Consider the following 15,645-nt stretch of genomic DNA (forward strand, 5'->3'; position numbering starts at 1 on the left):
CGTTACAGACTAAAAATTTGCAGTGTAAAAGACGTTTCCTCTGGTTTCAGAATAGGGCAGGTACCTGGACTCAATCGGGTTGCGGCTGATATACTGGACATTTAGTCCCAGCGACTGTTTTTTGCCCGCCTTCATGCTCACACGCAGACTGGCAGTTTGGGAGCTGCCATCGTTCCTGCCTTCCCGCAGGTTGAAATAATAGCCGGATGCGAGTCGGAAACGCAGTTTTTTCTTTAGGAAGCCTTTCGTGGCTGTAAGTTGCCCGCCATACCGGGAGGTATTGGCCAGCTCCGAGAAAAAGTCTGAATACGTGCCACTGCCACTCATCGAAAAATCTGCATCCTGTTGAGACCATGAATACACAACACCTGCCCCCTGCGTCTGATTGTCGTTGAAATGACCGAAGATGATGTTTTGGTCGTCAAATACCTGATAGTAAGTGTTGAAATTGAGGTTGTGTCTGTGGGGACGTTTGCCAAAGTTGATATTGATATTTGCATTGACATTGTGAGAAACCTGGGTTACCATAAAAGAATCGCTTACCACAAATCCTTCGCGGTTGCGCGCTTCGATCTGGTAGTTGGAGTAGGTGAGAGAGCCGGAAAGATGGGCATTCGGAGAAATCGCTACTGTCGCCGAACCAACCTGCCGGAAGCGGTTTTGTTGTTCTCTTGCCAGAAGATTATTTCGCTGAATACCGTAAGAGGCATTGATTCGAAGTTTGTGCTTGAACATAGACCAGGAAGGATTGATTGTAATATCTTCCACATTTGTCTGAAAAAACCACGCTCCCATAGACTGAAAGTCAGGATCAATCCGCTTGTATTTCAGTCGCATATTGAAGGTTTTGGCAATTCGAAAGGAAAGCCCTGCCTGTCCGGCAGTTGAAAACTTGCTCGAAACTCTCGGTTGATACAGTTTCAAAACCAGCCGTTTCATAAAAAAGTCTTCCAGCGCCAGCGTATCAGAGCCGGTATTGTAGGTAAATGCGCTGACTGCAAAATCGAGGTCGAAAAAGACCGATTTCCCGAAACTGAGTTTCGACGTGATTCCCCCCACGGCATTTTCCTGAAGCGATAGTGTACCGAGCCGGGGATCTGAAATCAATTCCTGATTTTCGTCCCAGCCTTTAAAAAATACCAGATCCACAAAATTGCGGCGGTTGCCAATGCCCAATTTTGCGGCATATCCTTTTCGGGTATAAACGGGTTCTACAATTATATCTGAAAGTGTCGTATCTGCTACCACCCTCCGCTGAAACCGTCCATAAACAAAACCAAGCCTGAAAATGGAAGGCTCAAGTTCTATTCCCCCGCCAAGAAATGTGCGGCCACTCAAGGTAAAAGGTGAGAAAGAGACATTCCTGTACCCGGCGTGAAGCGTTACCCAACGGTAATAAGGACTCACCCCAATCTGATTAAATGGTTGCCGGAAATAGCGTTCCTTCTCGCTTACCATTGCCGAAAAGGGAAACGTTATTCCATACAAAGAAACTACAGGATTGCCGGTAATCGCCCAGGTAAAAGGGGCATAACGGGGCACTTCCCGGGTAGTCTGATAGGCATATGCGCTCAGTGAAAGTGAGCCTGAGATATTCACAGGTTTCTCCTTGCCGACCTGTTCGATATCCTGAGCATAGGACCATTTACCCGAAAGGACCATCAGGCTGCAAAGCAGGATCAGGGGTGGTATAGCGCGGAATCTGAAATCTTTCATATCCTCACAGTCGGAAAGCCCGGGTCGCGATCACCCGAAAATCCACGCAAATCAGAATTTTCCTTATTTTTGTTTACTATGTTTGGGAAAAAAGACTCAGCTACTGATCAGGAAATCATGGCGGGCATTCGCGCCGGAGGGGTAACGCGTCAGCGGTATGAGAACCTTTTTTTTCTACGCTACAAAGAATTTGTGCGCAAACGTCCGCGCAAGTATCGCATTTCCGATGAAGAAGCCCTTGATGCCTATACGGAGGCTTTTTTGGCCGTGATCGACCACATCACTACCCAGCGGTTTCGTGGAGAAGCCAGCTTAAAAACCTATCTTTCCCGAATCTTTCGCAACAAATGTGTTGATCAACACCGAAAAAATACGACTGTAAAACCAGACTGGGTGGATGAGTTTCCCGAACTTCCCGACAAGTCGCGCGACTTCCTGAAAAAACTTATGGGGGAAGAGCGGCTGGAGCAGGTAAGTCAGTTTATGGAGCGGCTGGGTCAGCGGTGTAAAGAACTGCTGATGTTGTCGGCGTGGGGCTACAGTCCGGTGGAGATTGCGGAGAAAATGGATTTTAGTACGCCACACAGTGCGTCAAGCCAGCGGCACAAATGCCTGGCTAAGTTGAAGGAGATGATGGCAGGAGTGGAGGAATATGAAGAATAAAGAGTTTACGTTGCTTAACCCAATTTTATGGCTGGTGAGGATATATTTACCCTGATTGACGCCTACCTCGGAAACCGGTTAACTGAGGAGGAAAGGCAGGCTTTTGAGCGAAGGTGTGAGACTGACCCCGCATTTGCCCGCGAGGTAAAGGCCCATACCCAGGCCGAATACGCGGCCCGCAGTTATGCCCGAAGCCAGCGCAGCGCAGAACTCAAAAACCTGTATAGAGAATCAGAAACCAGTGATTCGGTTGTCCGCCGTTTTCCTTCGGCGATATGGTATAGTGTGGCCGCAGCGGTAGTTGTATTGTTGTTTGGCCTTGTCTGGCTGTTCAGGCCAGGGGCATCATCAGAGGAACTTTTTGCCGAAAATATCGGCGTGATAGAACCCTTCACCGGATACCGGTCAGGGGAAGCAGAAACTCCGGCCATACTCGAAGCCGCTGCCGAGGCATTTAACAGCCGTAATTACGAAGCGGCCATTCCCCTGTTTGAGGCCGCCCTTGCCGATAGTCAGTTGACCGGGAGTGCCCAGGTAAACCTTTACCTCGGACTGAGCCATACCTTGCTGGCCGGAGGCACTGATGCCAGCCGCCATGTTGATGCCGCCATCGCAGCTTACGACCAGGTACCTCCCGGCAGCGCCTACGGGCAAAAGGCCTTGTGGTATAAGGCCCTTACCCATATCAGAGCCGGACAGAAAGAAGAAGCTAAAAAAGCCCTCGAAGCTGTGGTGGCTTATCCGGGGCATTACCGGAAGGAGGCTGCGGAGCGGTTGTTGGGGGAGTAGGGGGATAGGCGGGGTTTTGAGATAAAGTGAATGATATTTTTCTCCCGAACAATATTCTGCGTCCTCAGTCTTAAAGAGTACTTCATTATAAATTGATAGTATTAAAAAGGTGATACAACAGATTGAGATCACCAGCATTTGAGGTATTTTGTTTGTTTTTGGGGAGGGTATTTGGCTTGAATTTGTCGAGGAATTATCTTTGGATATGTTAATCATTCTCTTTTTTAATAAAATGATAGAGACCTGTGCAAAGTAGGATCCAAAACCCCTTTCAAAATAACCCTGTATGAAAGCACGATTTATCCTTTTCTTCAGCCTGACGACTCTTTCTTTCAATTCCCTGTTTGCCACTCACTTTATGGGTGTTCAGATGACGTATGAGTGTATTGGAACCTGTACCTATCGCTTCCACCACAAAGCCTATTATGACTGTAGCGGGGGAGCAACTACTCTTCCTCCAGGCCAGACGGAACAACCTGTCTTCAGTTTTGTCACCGTGCCGTCGGGTTGTGGTCTTAATCCTCAGATCATCGGATCCTGGGTATTTGTTCAGAATACCGAAGTAACGCCTATTTGTCCGCAGCTTTTGAGTAGTACTAGTTGTAATGGCGGAGGCATATTAAACGGCGTTACAGAGGGGTACTACTATGTAGATTACAATCTTTGCAATGGGGGAGGGGCAGGTTGTAATAGCGTGAAAGTTTCCTATTCGATCTGCTGCAGAAACGGGGCGATAACTTCGGGTTCCGCCAATGAGGGGTTTTATCAGGAAATGCTAATCGACTTATCCTCATCAGTATGTAATCAATCTCCGGTGTTTAATCAGCCTCCCATTTCCTATATATGCACTGGTGAGCCTATTATTCTCGATCAGGGAGCCGTGGATCCGGATGGTGATAGCCTGGTATATTCTTTAGGACCCTGCTATGATGGGCCCGGGGTAATTGTACCATATAACCCGGGTTACGATTACCTTCAGCCTATGGGCACTGGATGGAATGTCCATCTGGATTCGTTAACAGGTTTTTTAAGTCTGACTCCCAATCCTTCCGGCGGACTCGAGGTAGGCGTAATCTGTATTAATCTGGATGAGTACAGAAACGGACAGTTTATGGGAAGATTAACCCGGGATGTTCAGGTGACGGTTCTGGATTGCCAAAATTCAAGCCCGGTAACACTCTCGGGAATTCAGAATCTTGCTGGAGGTATTCTTGACTCTCCTGATAAAATCAGGGCATGTGCAGGAACAAATTTAAATTTTGACATTGTTGCTTCTGATGTGAATCCCATGGATAGTCTTACTTTTCTTAGTAATATATCAGGGCTTCTTCCGAATGTCGGGGTCAATATTGTGGGAAACAATCCTGCCACTTTTCAGGTTAGCTGGATGCCTGGAATACAGGATATCGGGAAAATATACGCCGTGTCCTTTTCTGTAAGTGATAATGAGTGTTTGATCAGTTCCACAGATGCAAAAACGATTTTTATTGAGGTTGCAAACACTTGTATTGCTTACCAGACTTTTCCCAGCAATTGTAATGACAGCACCGGAGGAATCGATATCACCCTATTCAACGTGGTTCCACCTGTCCAGTACTTATGGAGCAATGGAGATACAACCGAAGACCTTTCGGGTATTCCCACTGGCATTTACTGGGTTTATGCAACAGATTCCACAGGTACAGTTTTTACAGACACATTTTGGGTAGATGCCAAAGATATATCTATTTTATCAACACTGATTCAGCCGGATTGTGATTCAATTACAGGATCTGTTATTACCAATATCAGCGGTGGAACCCCGCCTTATACATTTACCTGGAGTAATGGCGATACTACTTCTTCTTTGGTCAATATCCCTGCCGGAGGATATACGTTGTATATCTTTGATTCGGGGAATTGTGTGAAACACGAGACTTTTATCCTGGAAGAACCTGATTCCTGTTTTGTCTCGGTATCTGGGAAAGCCTATCTTGATCTCAATGGCAACTGTGTTTTCGATTCCACTGATTATCCTCTGGTAAATGCCTTCATTGATTTTAATCCGGGAGGAGGCGTGTTTACGGATTCGAGTGGCAACTATTCATTTATTTGTAACACCGGGACGGTATCTGTTTCTTATACAAATACTGCTCACCCTCCGGCACTCTGCAGTCCGGGAAATACTCAGACACTAATCCTCAATAGTACGGATGATGACACGACAGGTATTGACTTCCCTATTGATACCGTAATCATTCAGGATCTGAAGATAAATGGTTTTGTTGGGGGAAATCTCGTCCCTGGAAACCCACATTATTACCTTATCCATTATTCCAATACGGGAACTATCCCCATGGATGGGACTGTATCATTATTTCTGGATAGTGCAGTGACTTATGTTTCCAGTTCGCCAGCAGGAAGTTATGACCCCTCAACCTCTACGGTTACCTGGTCTTTTTCAGACTTAAGTCCCGGACAGAACAAGACTATTCTTGTACAGGGATTTTTGCCTGCAGTAGTGCCTGTTATTTCGTCCATTACCACGTCTGTAGCTATTTATCCCATTGCCGGAGATTTTACCCCGGGAAATAATACGAAAACCTGGTCCCAACCAACCTTTGCTCCGTACGACCCTAATGACAAACAGGTTTTTCCTGCGGGAATAGGTACTGAAGGGTTTATTCAGGTAACAGACAGTGTGTTGGAATACACCATTCGCTTTCAGAATACAGGTACATTTTCAGCCAATTATGTGATCATCAAAGATCTGATTGATGATAACCTTGATATTTCTACTTTTAGCCCAGGGGTTTTCAGCCATCCCTATTCCGTAACTGCTGAGCTGGATAAACAGCTTGTATTCACCTTTGCGAATATCAATCTGCCAGATTCTGCTTCTGACCCGGAAGGCAGTAAGGGTTTTATTCAGTTTTCACTCAAACAACGACCGAATCTACCTATTGGCACAAGAATCAAGAACAGTGCTGCCATCATCTTTGACTTTAACGAACCAGTTATCACAAATGAAGTAGTGAATACTATTTTTAATTATCCGGAAGTTGAAATCATTGAACCGGCAGACTCTCTCTGTCCCGAAGATCTGCTCACTGCTCAGTTGCTCATTCCGGCAATGCCTCCTTATGAATACGAATGGAAGCCAACAGGGAGCATATCCAATTCTTTTGATGTAGAGGATATGGACGAGGTTAACCAATCCGGATGGTATTATCTAACCGTTACTGATTCATTCGGATTTAGCGATACAGATTCTGTATATGTCCCGGTTAAATTTAATCCGGTATCGGATTTTTCATTTGAAGCACAAGAACTGGAAGTGAATTTCACAAACCTTTCACAGTATGGAAAAACATGGCTTTGGGACTTTGGAGACGGCAATGAAGCGTCCGAAATCCATCCGGATCATCGGTTCTCTAAAAGCGGAACATATCAGATTCAGCTAGTTACCACGAATGAATGCCAAAGTGATACGATTATCAGGGAGATTGATGTTTATTCTGGAAACAGAGGGGATAATTTTATTCAGTCAGTTCGGATAGCACCTAACCCATTTTCCGAATCGCTGGTGATTTCTTTTTATAATCCTGACTTGTTTCCGGTGGAATTAAATATGATTGATGCCAGGGGACGATTGGTTGTTCATTATGAGCCTGAGCAAACAGAAAGTTTTACCATAAATAATTCAGGATTTGCCGCGGGAATATATTTTATTGAATTAATCGGTACTGAGCGATTTTTGGGAAAAGTGATGGTGCGATAGGTTTGCTTCTCAAATTTTGCCAGGCTTGCCACTAGCAAACCATATTTGATTTTCATAACTTTATGGTATGAAAGTCAAGACAGAATGGTCGGTTTCCGCCTTTAAAGATGATCAGCTACGCAATTATATTCATCTGATTATCCCTGAAGCACTGAAAATTCAGCCTTCAAAAGACTGACTGGCACAACGCCTAAAGCCATTCGATTCTGTTTGCAGCATGGATTTCTGCCATTGCCCAAGTCAGGAAATCCGGCCCATATGAAAAATAATGCTGAGGTACTTCTTCGGGTCTTTTTGTATAAATTGTTACCATTTTGGGAACAATCTTCCTATATTGCCGTACCAAATAACAGTTGATGCGAGTCATTGCAAAAAAGGCATTACGAAATTTCTGGATAAAACATGCTGATTCACAGGCGCAATTAGAGGCCTGGTTTAATGAAGCATTGAAAGCGGATTGGAAAACACCCAATGATATAAAGCGGGAATACCCATCAGCGAGTTTTATTCAAGGTAATAGAGTGATATTTAATATTAAGGGGAACCACTACAGGTTAATTGTAAAGATAAGTTATGATTATGGAATGGTTTGGATTCGTTTTGTTGGTACCCACAAAGAATATGATGGAATTGACCCCACAACAATTTAATCACTTACCAGAATGAATATTAAACTCATAAAAACAGAAGCAGACTATGAAAATGCCCTGGCTCGTCTGGAAGAAATATTTGATACACCCAAAGGCTCACCGGAGGGTGATGAATTAGAAATTTTGGGAATGCTGATTGAGAAATATGAAGATGAGCATTATCCTATTGGTACTGTTGATCCTATTGAAGCCATTAAATTCAGGATGGAGCAAATGGGAATGAAGCAGAAGGATCTTGCTGAGATTATTGGCTATAAAAGCAGGGTAAGCGAAATCCTCAGTAAGAAACGAAAACTGACACTTGAAATGATCCGAAAACTGCATTCCAGCCTGAAAATTCCTACTGAAATTCTGGTACAGGACTACTAAGTGGAGTCTGTTCAGAATCTGTTAAATAAACTTTGCCAGGTACTTCTTCGGGTCTTTGTGCATAAAGCAATATTTTCGTAGCCTCAACGGACTTTATAAAGTAGGGATTTCGCAGGCTTGGATAAGTAGGGGGGAATTTCTATAAATGCATTCCAGGTAGATCAGAATTCACATTTTTTTAGATGTCTTTGAACTTGCCGACTTACTTGCTCAAAGTCAGGTAAATCTTTAATCTGTTCCTTTAAAGAACTTTGCCACCGACCTTTGTATTGAGGTAATCGTTCGGAAAGTTTTTTAGAAAAATCTGTAGCTTGTAAACTTTTGTTTTCACATTTCTTTTTAAACGCATTTGCATAAAAATCAACCTCCATTCCGTGCTCTTCCAGCAAATACCAGATGTCATAAAAATCCCTTGCCTGCATTCTCTGCATTACTGAGCGCATTTTCTCCACTAATATTTCTTCCAGCGGGTAACACAATAGTTCATGATCTTCTAAATCGGTATAGTCAATAAAAACGCTTTTCTTTACAGGGGCAAAAACCATTACTTCACTGCGGGAAATATCAACTTTTGCTCGTTTATGATTACCTTGTCCACCGAGCGGGCCAACATAGCTGATGTAGAAATTTATACCACCGTCTTCGTGTTCATTATTGTCAATAATTTCAAAAGTAAGGTTGGCTTCTTCTTTTTGAAATTCAAACATTTCATTGAACCATTCAAAAATTTGCCCATTATGAATTTCATTTTTGAGCAGTGTAAAATCGAGATCTTCTGAAAATCTGTAATCTTTGAAATATACCTTTTTCAAGACTGTGCCACCTTTAAAAACAATTTCTTTTGAAAGTTGTTTGTGTTTAGAAATGCCAAACAGTAGCCATGATAGGATATAATCCTTTTCAATCTGTTGGTCCCGAACGCCTGCTTCTCGTGCTTTCTGTTGTATTTCTCCTGGCTTAATCATGTGTAAATTGCTGATTTAATCGTTTCTGTTTCCAAATTTTGTTGAATGCTCCAACGACTGATTCTTCTACCTGACCTGGGTAATTCAGTATCAAGGACGATATAGGAAGCCGTTTTCAACTTTTGTAAATCGTCAATGATATTTGTATTGATTTCAAAAGTCTCCAATAGAAATCCTAATCGTTTTATAACTGCCTGAGAATTGAATATTCTGGCATATTCTAACAGTAGGTCGTACTTTATTTTTTCTTTTGAAGCGAATATCGCTTTTGCTATCTCCACAATTCCACCTGCATAGTCGGGCTTAAACAAACAATCAATAATCGTTTTTTCTAGATCAGAACATATCACTTTGTTGAAGCTATCAATCCAAATTTTCTTTGCCCCAAAAAAATGTTTCTCATTGTGGTAGATAAATTGAAATGGAACTTCTTTAACCCTGATTTCCGAAGGACGGATTTGTTTTGAAACAACAATTTGTTCTTTCAAAGAGGGTTGTGTAATCAAATTATGGATTTGCAATGCGGAATAATAGCCAATATAATATGGTGCCTCATTCACAAGATATCCAGCTATCAGATGCCAGTCGGGCATAAATGTTTTTGCGTCTGCTTCATAGGGGATGATATAGTATATTCCTTCTTTCAACCGCATAAGCAGACCCCGTCTTGTCATATCACTAAGTAACTCCCGCACAGTTCCTGGTTGAGAATTCGGTAACGCTTTGTAAGCTAAAGAGTAATCAAAGCAAGCCATGTTTTGATTATTGAAATAGGATAAAAGTCTATTTGATTGCGTTGAAATATTTTTATACTTCATAGCTTTAATGTCAGGAATAAACTGACTGTAATGATACAAAATATAAAGTAAAAACTCCTTATTTTAGTTAAAATGTTACTGATTGTAACCGAAAGGTTAGCATTAGCCCTTGCTCAGTTACCCCCCTGAGGCTGCTTTAAGCTGAACCGTTTTCAAAATTTTCCTGTCTATATTTGTATCCCGTTGTTTTCACCTAAATCCCATCCCATGAAATCTCTTTTCCTTACCTCCCTGATTGCTTTTCTCTCATTTTTTTCTCTCCAGGCCCAGGAGGACGGCTCCGGAGATTCCTACCTCAACAAGTCCTGGCGCGAGGTGGCTACCGCAATGCCTCCCGAATGGTATGGATCCGACGAGGCGAAGCGGGTGGCAGAAAACGTATTGCTTACCCAAAAGGAGGTGGGCGGATGGGAAAAAAACAAACCGTACCACCATATTTTTTCTGAAGAGGAAAAGGCAGATTTTGTGAAAAATATGGCCCAAACTGGCGCGACGTTCGACAATGGCGCAACGACAACCGAGCTGCGGTTTCTGGTAAAAGTTTATACAAATATCAATGACGAACGATATAAACAGGCTTTTGAGAGAGGGCTGAATTATATTTTTGCCGCACAATATGCCAATGGTGGCTGGCCGCAGTTTTTCCCTTTCCGCGAAGGGGTAAGTGTCGATTATTCTGCATACATCACCTATAATGACAATGCCATGGTGGATGTCATGCAACTGCTGAAAGAAATATATTCCGACGAAGAGGCGTATGCGGCTTTTCAACTGGATAGTGAAGTAAAAGAAAAAGCTCAAAAGGCATTTGAAAAAGGGATAGAATGTATCCTCAAAACTCAAATCATAGCCAATGGGAAGCAGACCGTTTGGTGTGCTCAGCATGACCCTGTTTCGCTCGCTCCTGCAAAAGCCCGGAGCTACGAACTCGAATCTTTTAGCGGTGGCGAATCTGTGGGGATTGTAGATTTGCTGATGGACATAGATCATCCTTCCGATGATGTGGTAGCGGCTATAAACGGTGCAATCAAGTGGTTTGAAGCCCACAAAATTGAAGGTATAAAGCTGGAAAAGGTGACAGACAAAAAAGGAAAGGAGAATCTGGTTGTTGTCGAAGATAAAGCGGCGACACCTGTATGGGCACGGTTTTACGATCTGGAAACGGGGAAACCCTTTTTCTGCGACCGCGACGGGATCAAAAAAAGCTCGCTGGCGGAAATCGGCTACGAACGCCGCAATGGTTACGCCTGGTACACAGAAAAGCCCGCAGCCCTTCTGAAAAAATACCCGGACTGGGAAAAAAAGCGAAATGAGGAATAACTAAAACAGCCTGTACGATTGCGCTGTACAGGCTGTTGCCATTAATTCGCTGGCTTATAATTATTGCGGAAATCGCTTCCTGTTACCTGGTTTCAAACACTGCTTCCGGTAATTGGTCAAAAACGGCGATATTTTCGAGCTTACGGCCACCGCGGTCGCCCGACAAAATAATTTTTCCGTAAGTCTGGTAGTCAAGCCAGGGGTTGATAAATCGCGGCTCAGGATCGTCGGCGTTGGCGTAGTAAGCCCATTGGGTTACCAGATGGCTGGTTTTGTCCACCCAGACATTGTATTTGTTTTGTGGAGTAACGCCTACTTCCTTAAATCTAAGCTCCAGCTTGTCGGCGGCAGCTCCGTCCTGGGTAGTGTCTGCTCCTGCATAAGTCAGTGTAACCCCTGAATCTTTCAACTTATAAGGCATGACCAGCCAGTAACTGTCATTGATCCATATACGGCGGCCTCTGTCGAGAAATTTGGCGAGCGAGTCGGGATGGGTCATCTCTGTACTGCCCTGAAATACCTTGCCAGTTACGTCATTGGTATTGACCAATATGACCATACTGTCACGGGGAATTTCGATTCTCACCCGGTTGTCGTATTTGTCCCAGGTGAGGGTGCGGTTGCCAAAAAAGTCCCACTTGATATAGCGGGTGGCATCCCAGTTTGCACGGCCACCCATGGCGTCCATGGCAGAATCGGCAAGGGCGATGGCCTGAGGGTCAGAACCAGCGGCATCAAATCCTTCAGCAGGCGGATTGCCGGCAACGGTATTTGTATCGGACTGGCTGGTAGAGGTAGAAGTGCATGCTGCCAGAAAAAGCGAAGCAATCAGGAGGAAAGTATAGGTAAAGCGCATAGGGGATTGATTTTTTGTGAAAATAAACAATACTGTCAGAAACAAAAACTAAACGGGCGTTATGTTTTGCCTAAGCCCATATGAAACCCGGAAAAATCAGGGAGCAACCAGGGATAACTTTCCGGGATAATTTGTAAATTAAAAACTGATTACAAGCTGGTACTAATGGAAAGAGCACTAACAGATATATTGGCATTAATCGACAGCGTTGACATTACGATTTTTGTCATACTTGTAGTTGTAAACATTGTTTTTTGGAAAAAACTGAAGTCCTCTTGCCTGGTAAATGGCTCTCTTTTTTTAATGCTTGGGATTGTATTGCCGCTAATGTCAAGTAGTAGAGAAGTTAGTAGAAATGTCGCAATAAACGGGCCGGCAATGGATAATTTTGAATTGGCGTACACGTTCTCCCTCTTCCCTGTTTACTGGCTAATATTGGCTTTTCAGGTTATGGTTCTAATATCCAAAAATACTGATGAAGAGAGTGGAAATATCAATGGTACAGACCGGAGTGAGAAATAAACACCCAATACCGGCTGAGTCTGCCTCTGGAAAACGCTACTGATCGAATGGTGGTTTTCTATTCTATAAATAAGAAATCGAAAATTGATGTTTAATTTAATATTGACAGATCCGAAAGAAGAACTTTGTGTAAAATGGGAACAGGCATTTGCTCAATTCCCTGAAGTCAAAATTGTGAATGGCTACTTTGAGGAAATTGAAAAATTTGATTGTATGGTAAGTGCAGCAAATTCCTTTGGTTTAATGGATGGGGGAGTAGATTTAGCAATTATCAGATTCTTCGGCCCGGAATTAGAAAAAAGGGTTCAACGAGTAATTATTGAAGAGTATTTTGGAGAACAGCCAGTTGGAACCAGTTTCGTAATCCCGGTAAACAATCCTCAGAACCAATTTGTTGCCCATACACCCACCATGCGGGTACCTATGCCTATTAATGGTACAGATAATGTTTATTTAGCTATGAAAGCTATGCTGGAAGCCGTAAATAGATATAACAAAGAAAATGCTTCAAGCCCGATACAAAGTGTAGTTTGTCCGGGTTTAGGAACCGCTACAGGTCGGATGCCATTTATAGAAGCAGCCCGCCAAATGTCCCTTGCATATAAAAATTTTATTAACCCGATTGATGAATTAAACTGGCAAGTCGCCCAAAGCCGTCATTTTGAAATAACATATGGAGGCAAGATGGGGTATAATTTTGGGAGAGAGAACAATTGAACATTTAGAAAAAAACGCATGAACAGTTTCTCAAGTGTCTTCGAGGGATAGCCAAAAATGAAATTGAACCTATTGGTAATCAGGACAAGTGATCCTAAAAAACTCAAAAAGCAGTATGAGCTTCTGGGATTCACATTCAGCTACCATCAACATGGGAAAGGATCATTTCATTATAGTGCAGAAAATGATGGATTGGTTTTTGAAATCTATCCGTTGACAAAATCCATGGAAAAGGCTGACAATTCTGTAAGGCTTGGATTCGAAATCAAAAACTTAGATCTGAAAATACAAGAATTAGAAAACTCAAACTGGAAAATTGAATCAGGCATGTCGGATACGGAGTGGGGACAGATTGCTGTAGTTCAGGATTTAGACGGAAGGAAAATAGAATTAAAAAATAAGTAAATACACTCAGTCAATGGTATTGCTGTTGGGAAATCACCTCCTGAAAAACCTGGGAGCAAACTATAACAACTTTGCGGCCAGTCTGATGGAAATATCATTTTGCGACTCCTCTGCTGGCTTTGCGTTTAAAATATCGCTTGCAGAAAGCTTGCAGAAAATCCATTCTAACACAAACGGTTTAACGCAAAGGCCGCGGAGGATTACTTTCAGAGCAGAGACTCCTGTAACCCTACTCCTGAATCCTCTCAATCTTTTCCAAAATTTCCCCTGCCTGCTTGCGGCGGTCTTCAGTTTGTTCCTGGTCGTTGGATAGGGCTTCCAGAAGCGCACGCGCCTCTGTCAATTGATTGGTTTTCAGATAGGCGAGGGCTTTATACCAATCCGCCATCTGCTTCTGGTCAAATGCTTTTACCTGATCAAAATAGGGGATCGCTTCAGCATGTCTGTCGCTGAGCATCAGGGCAATGCCCATTTGATAATTGAGCGCACTGGGCGACCGCTGCATCTGGGCAGAGTCCTGCATGAGTTGTTGGTATAGTGAAACGGCTTCTGCCGGCTTCCCTTCATTGATCGCCTGAATGGCCTGTGCCCAAAGTGCATTTGCACTACTTGCCGCAGAATCTCCCGAATCAGTGTTTGTCCCCCTGACCGTATCGTCATGTAGTTCGGGAACATTAAAATTCATCGCGTACAGCTGATCGGAAGAGTAGGAAGGCGAAAGAATGCCTGGCAAAAACCTCACCCCAAGGAAAAGCAGGAGAATAGCCGCAGCAATCGACATTGTCCATTGCAGGCGGGTACGGCGCATATCCACAATATGCGTCTGCTTTGTTTGGGTAAAACGCGCATCGAGCCTGGCTTTTAATTGTGCCATAGAAGTGGCATGAATTTCTTCCCTGGCCAGGGTATGAAGAATGACTTCATTGGCAAAGGTCTGATCTGCCTTACACCTGGCCTCAAATGCCGCCGCTTCTCCCGGAGAAAGCTCATTGCTCAGGTACTTTTCTATCAGGTTATAGGTTTCTTGTTCCGACATCATAAACACATAAATTTGAGGGAGTTGTCTGCCTGTACCCCGGACGTTCCTTCCAACATACAGCACTGTAAAACATTTCTACCGGTAAAAAATCAATTTCATGTGACGCAAGATTTTGATTTACCTCAACTCCCATGTAAGAAAAAGATTCAAAGTCAGGTATTTACCCCGGCTTCTTCCATAATCTCCTTTAGTTTCTTAAAGCATTTATATTTCTGGCTGGTTACGCTTTCTGCATTTTTCAGCCCGGTGCGCCCTGCGATTTCCTCCATGCTGAATCCATTGTAAAAGTCGAGCAGGATCTGCTGGCAGGTTGCCCCGATCTGTTGAAGAAACCCGCGTATAGAGCGCCTGCTTTCATCAACTTCGAGCATGTCCAGAATGTTTTTTGCCGGGTCGGGCTGATGGGTAAAGTCCTCCACAGGCAGCGTTTTGATGCCTGTAGCATGGGAAGGACGTGCCCGGAGCTTGTCCACCGATTTGTTGTAAAGGATTCGGTAGAAGTAGGTGGAAATTTTACTTTCCCCCCGAAAATTGCCTTTGATAATCTGCTCCACCAGTTTTACCGTAGCGTCAGAATAGGCGTCTCTCACTTCGTCTTCTGTCAGATGAAGTTTTGTCTGAATCTTGTGGGTCATATCAATAAATGCCTTATCATAAAGATAATTGATGACCCTTTCCCGTTTGGCACCTCCGGTCAGTATCGCCTGGATGATCTCCTCGTCTGTGATTCTCATTGTAGGTAACTATTCAGATAGGTCTGACATTACAAACTTGCGAATTAAAGTTTGCTTAACAAAAATTTACCATTGATAGTCAGGAGTATATACCTGCTCCGTCTAATGGAGAAAAAGCAACAGATGGGTAAGAGAGAGATGAAACGTAAAAAAAAATTGTCCGGGGTGTGTGTGCTTTCAGATTTTTTATTTCCAACGCTTCAATTTTAAGATAAGTATAATATTCCATTTTTTTTCTGGTTATAATCTGAAAATTAGTCATCGATAAGTGCTGCGAACTCCCTGTCTGTCTTATTTTGTGTTTAATCAGATAATTCGTATA

15 protein-coding genes are annotated in these 15,645 nt (G+C 43.3%); 9 read left to right on the forward strand and 6 right to left on the reverse strand.

The window, feature by feature from the left end; translation table 11 throughout:
- Positions 1-9 precede the first annotated feature (9 nt).
- Complete coding sequence (locus R3D00_03995; protein ID MEZ4772321.1) at positions 10-1,716, reverse strand: hypothetical protein; 1,707 nt, start codon at positions 1,714-1,716, stop codon at positions 10-12.
- A 78-nt stretch (positions 1,717-1,794) separates the two neighbouring features.
- Between R3D00_03995 and R3D00_04000 the strand changes: the two genes are divergently transcribed.
- The 5 genes from R3D00_04000 to R3D00_04020 all read left to right on the forward strand — a co-directional run bounded on the left by R3D00_04000 (position 1,795) and on the right by R3D00_04020 (position 7,947).
- Entirely contained in the window at positions 1,795-2,379 is a 585-nt protein-coding gene (locus R3D00_04000) for a sigma-70 family RNA polymerase sigma factor (GenBank protein MEZ4772322.1), read from the forward strand.
- Positions 2,380-2,406: 27 nt separating this feature from the next.
- Positions 2,407-3,168 (forward strand): hypothetical protein, encoded by a 762-nt coding sequence (locus R3D00_04005; protein MEZ4772323.1) that lies wholly within the window; start codon positions 2,407-2,409, stop codon positions 3,166-3,168.
- A 286-nt stretch (positions 3,169-3,454) separates the two neighbouring features.
- Positions 3,455-6,928, forward strand: a complete 3,474-nt coding sequence (locus tag R3D00_04010; protein MEZ4772324.1) for a T9SS type A sorting domain-containing protein — start codon at positions 3,455-3,457, stop codon at positions 6,926-6,928.
- A 356-nt stretch (positions 6,929-7,284) separates the two neighbouring features.
- Complete coding sequence (locus R3D00_04015) at positions 7,285-7,578, forward strand: type II toxin-antitoxin system HigB family toxin (protein ID MEZ4772325.1); 294 nt, start codon at positions 7,285-7,287, stop codon at positions 7,576-7,578.
- Between the two features lie 12 nt (positions 7,579-7,590).
- Positions 7,591-7,947, forward strand: a complete 357-nt coding sequence (locus R3D00_04020; GenBank protein ID MEZ4772326.1) for a helix-turn-helix domain-containing protein — start codon at positions 7,591-7,593, stop codon at positions 7,945-7,947.
- A 161-nt stretch (positions 7,948-8,108) separates the two neighbouring features.
- Here the strand turns inward: R3D00_04020 and R3D00_04025 are convergent, their stop codons facing one another.
- Positions 8,109-8,912, reverse strand: a complete 804-nt coding sequence (locus R3D00_04025; protein MEZ4772327.1) for a nucleotidyl transferase AbiEii/AbiGii toxin family protein — start codon at positions 8,910-8,912, stop codon at positions 8,109-8,111.
- Positions 8,909-9,730, reverse strand: a complete 822-nt coding sequence (locus R3D00_04030) for a transcriptional regulator (GenBank protein MEZ4772328.1) — start codon at positions 9,728-9,730, stop codon at positions 8,909-8,911. The genes R3D00_04025 and R3D00_04030 overlap by 4 nt, the downstream gene beginning before the upstream one ends.
- A 207-nt stretch (positions 9,731-9,937) precedes the next feature.
- On the opposite strand from R3D00_04030, the gene pelA reads away from it, so the two are divergent.
- Positions 9,938-11,050 carry a pectate lyase gene (gene pelA, locus R3D00_04035; protein MEZ4772329.1) on the forward strand — a complete coding sequence of 371 codons (1,113 nt, stop codon included), beginning with the start codon at positions 9,938-9,940 and terminating at the stop codon, positions 11,048-11,050.
- 82 nt (positions 11,051-11,132) lie between these two features.
- Here pelA and R3D00_04040 read toward each other — a convergent pair whose 3' ends face one another.
- Positions 11,133-11,906, reverse strand: coding sequence for a hypothetical protein (locus R3D00_04040; GenBank protein ID MEZ4772330.1), 774 nt, complete (start codon positions 11,904-11,906; stop codon positions 11,133-11,135).
- Positions 11,907-12,071: 165 nt separating this feature from the next.
- On the opposite strand from R3D00_04040, the gene R3D00_04045 reads away from it, so the two are divergent.
- From R3D00_04045 to R3D00_04055, 3 genes are all read left to right on the forward strand, one after another.
- Positions 12,072-12,428 carry a hypothetical protein gene (locus R3D00_04045; protein MEZ4772331.1) on the forward strand — a complete coding sequence of 119 codons (357 nt, stop codon included), beginning with the start codon at positions 12,072-12,074 and terminating at the stop codon, positions 12,426-12,428.
- Between the two features lie 87 nt (positions 12,429-12,515).
- Positions 12,516-13,145 carry a macro domain-containing protein gene (locus R3D00_04050; GenBank protein MEZ4772332.1) on the forward strand — a complete coding sequence of 210 codons (630 nt, stop codon included), beginning with the start codon at positions 12,516-12,518 and terminating at the stop codon, positions 13,143-13,145.
- Positions 13,146-13,202: 57 nt separating this feature from the next.
- Positions 13,203-13,550 carry a glyoxalase/bleomycin resistance/extradiol dioxygenase family protein gene (locus R3D00_04055; GenBank protein ID MEZ4772333.1) on the forward strand — a complete coding sequence of 116 codons (348 nt, stop codon included), beginning with the start codon at positions 13,203-13,205 and terminating at the stop codon, positions 13,548-13,550.
- A 229-nt stretch (positions 13,551-13,779) separates the two neighbouring features.
- Here R3D00_04055 and R3D00_04060 read toward each other — a convergent pair whose 3' ends face one another.
- Together R3D00_04060 and R3D00_04065 are read right to left on the reverse strand one after the other, a co-directional pair.
- Positions 13,780-14,589: a hypothetical protein gene (locus tag R3D00_04060; GenBank protein MEZ4772334.1), complete on the reverse strand. Its 810-nt coding sequence runs from the start codon at positions 14,587-14,589 to the stop codon at positions 13,780-13,782.
- 152 nt (positions 14,590-14,741) lie between these two features.
- Positions 14,742-15,323: a sigma-70 family RNA polymerase sigma factor gene (locus tag R3D00_04065; protein MEZ4772335.1), complete on the reverse strand. Its 582-nt coding sequence runs from the start codon at positions 15,321-15,323 to the stop codon at positions 14,742-14,744.
- Positions 15,324-15,645 lie beyond the last annotated feature (322 nt).

The sequence above is a fragment of the Bacteroidia bacterium genome, from assembly GCA_041391665.1.
Taxonomy (GTDB): Bacteria; Bacteroidota; Bacteroidia; order J057; family J057; genus JAGQVA01.

Excerpts from the sequence above, each read along its gene's own strand:
- R3D00_04000 (MEZ4772322.1), top strand. The coding sequence starts at position 1,795 with ATGTTTGGGAAAAAAGACTCAGCTACTGATCAGGAAATCATGGCGGGC.
- R3D00_04015 (MEZ4772325.1), top strand. The coding sequence starts at position 7,285 with ATGCGAGTCATTGCAAAAAAGGCATTACGAAATTTCTGGATAAAACAT.
- R3D00_04060 (MEZ4772334.1), bottom strand. The coding sequence starts at position 14,589 with ATGATGTCGGAACAAGAAACCTATAACCTGATAGAAAAGTACCTGAGC.
- R3D00_04020 (MEZ4772326.1), top strand. The coding sequence starts at position 7,591 with ATGAATATTAAACTCATAAAAACAGAAGCAGACTATGAAAATGCCCTG.
- R3D00_04040 (MEZ4772330.1), bottom strand. The coding sequence starts at position 11,906 with ATGCGCTTTACCTATACTTTCCTCCTGATTGCTTCGCTTTTTCTGGCA.
- R3D00_04005 (MEZ4772323.1), top strand. The coding sequence starts at position 2,407 with ATGGCTGGTGAGGATATATTTACCCTGATTGACGCCTACCTCGGAAAC.
- R3D00_04050 (MEZ4772332.1), top strand. The coding sequence starts at position 12,516 with ATGTTTAATTTAATATTGACAGATCCGAAAGAAGAACTTTGTGTAAAA.
- pelA (MEZ4772329.1), top strand. The coding sequence starts at position 9,938 with ATGAAATCTCTTTTCCTTACCTCCCTGATTGCTTTTCTCTCATTTTTT.
- R3D00_03995 (MEZ4772321.1), bottom strand. The coding sequence starts at position 1,716 with ATGAAAGATTTCAGATTCCGCGCTATACCACCCCTGATCCTGCTTTGC.
- R3D00_04065 (MEZ4772335.1), bottom strand. The coding sequence starts at position 15,323 with ATGAGAATCACAGACGAGGAGATCATCCAGGCGATACTGACCGGAGGT.
- R3D00_04055 (MEZ4772333.1), top strand. The coding sequence starts at position 13,203 with ATGAAATTGAACCTATTGGTAATCAGGACAAGTGATCCTAAAAAACTC.
- R3D00_04025 (MEZ4772327.1), bottom strand. The coding sequence starts at position 8,912 with ATGATTAAGCCAGGAGAAATACAACAGAAAGCACGAGAAGCAGGCGTT.
- R3D00_04010 (MEZ4772324.1), top strand. The coding sequence starts at position 3,455 with ATGAAAGCACGATTTATCCTTTTCTTCAGCCTGACGACTCTTTCTTTC.
- R3D00_04045 (MEZ4772331.1), top strand. The coding sequence starts at position 12,072 with ATGGAAAGAGCACTAACAGATATATTGGCATTAATCGACAGCGTTGAC.
- R3D00_04030 (MEZ4772328.1), bottom strand. The coding sequence starts at position 9,730 with ATGAAGTATAAAAATATTTCAACGCAATCAAATAGACTTTTATCCTAT.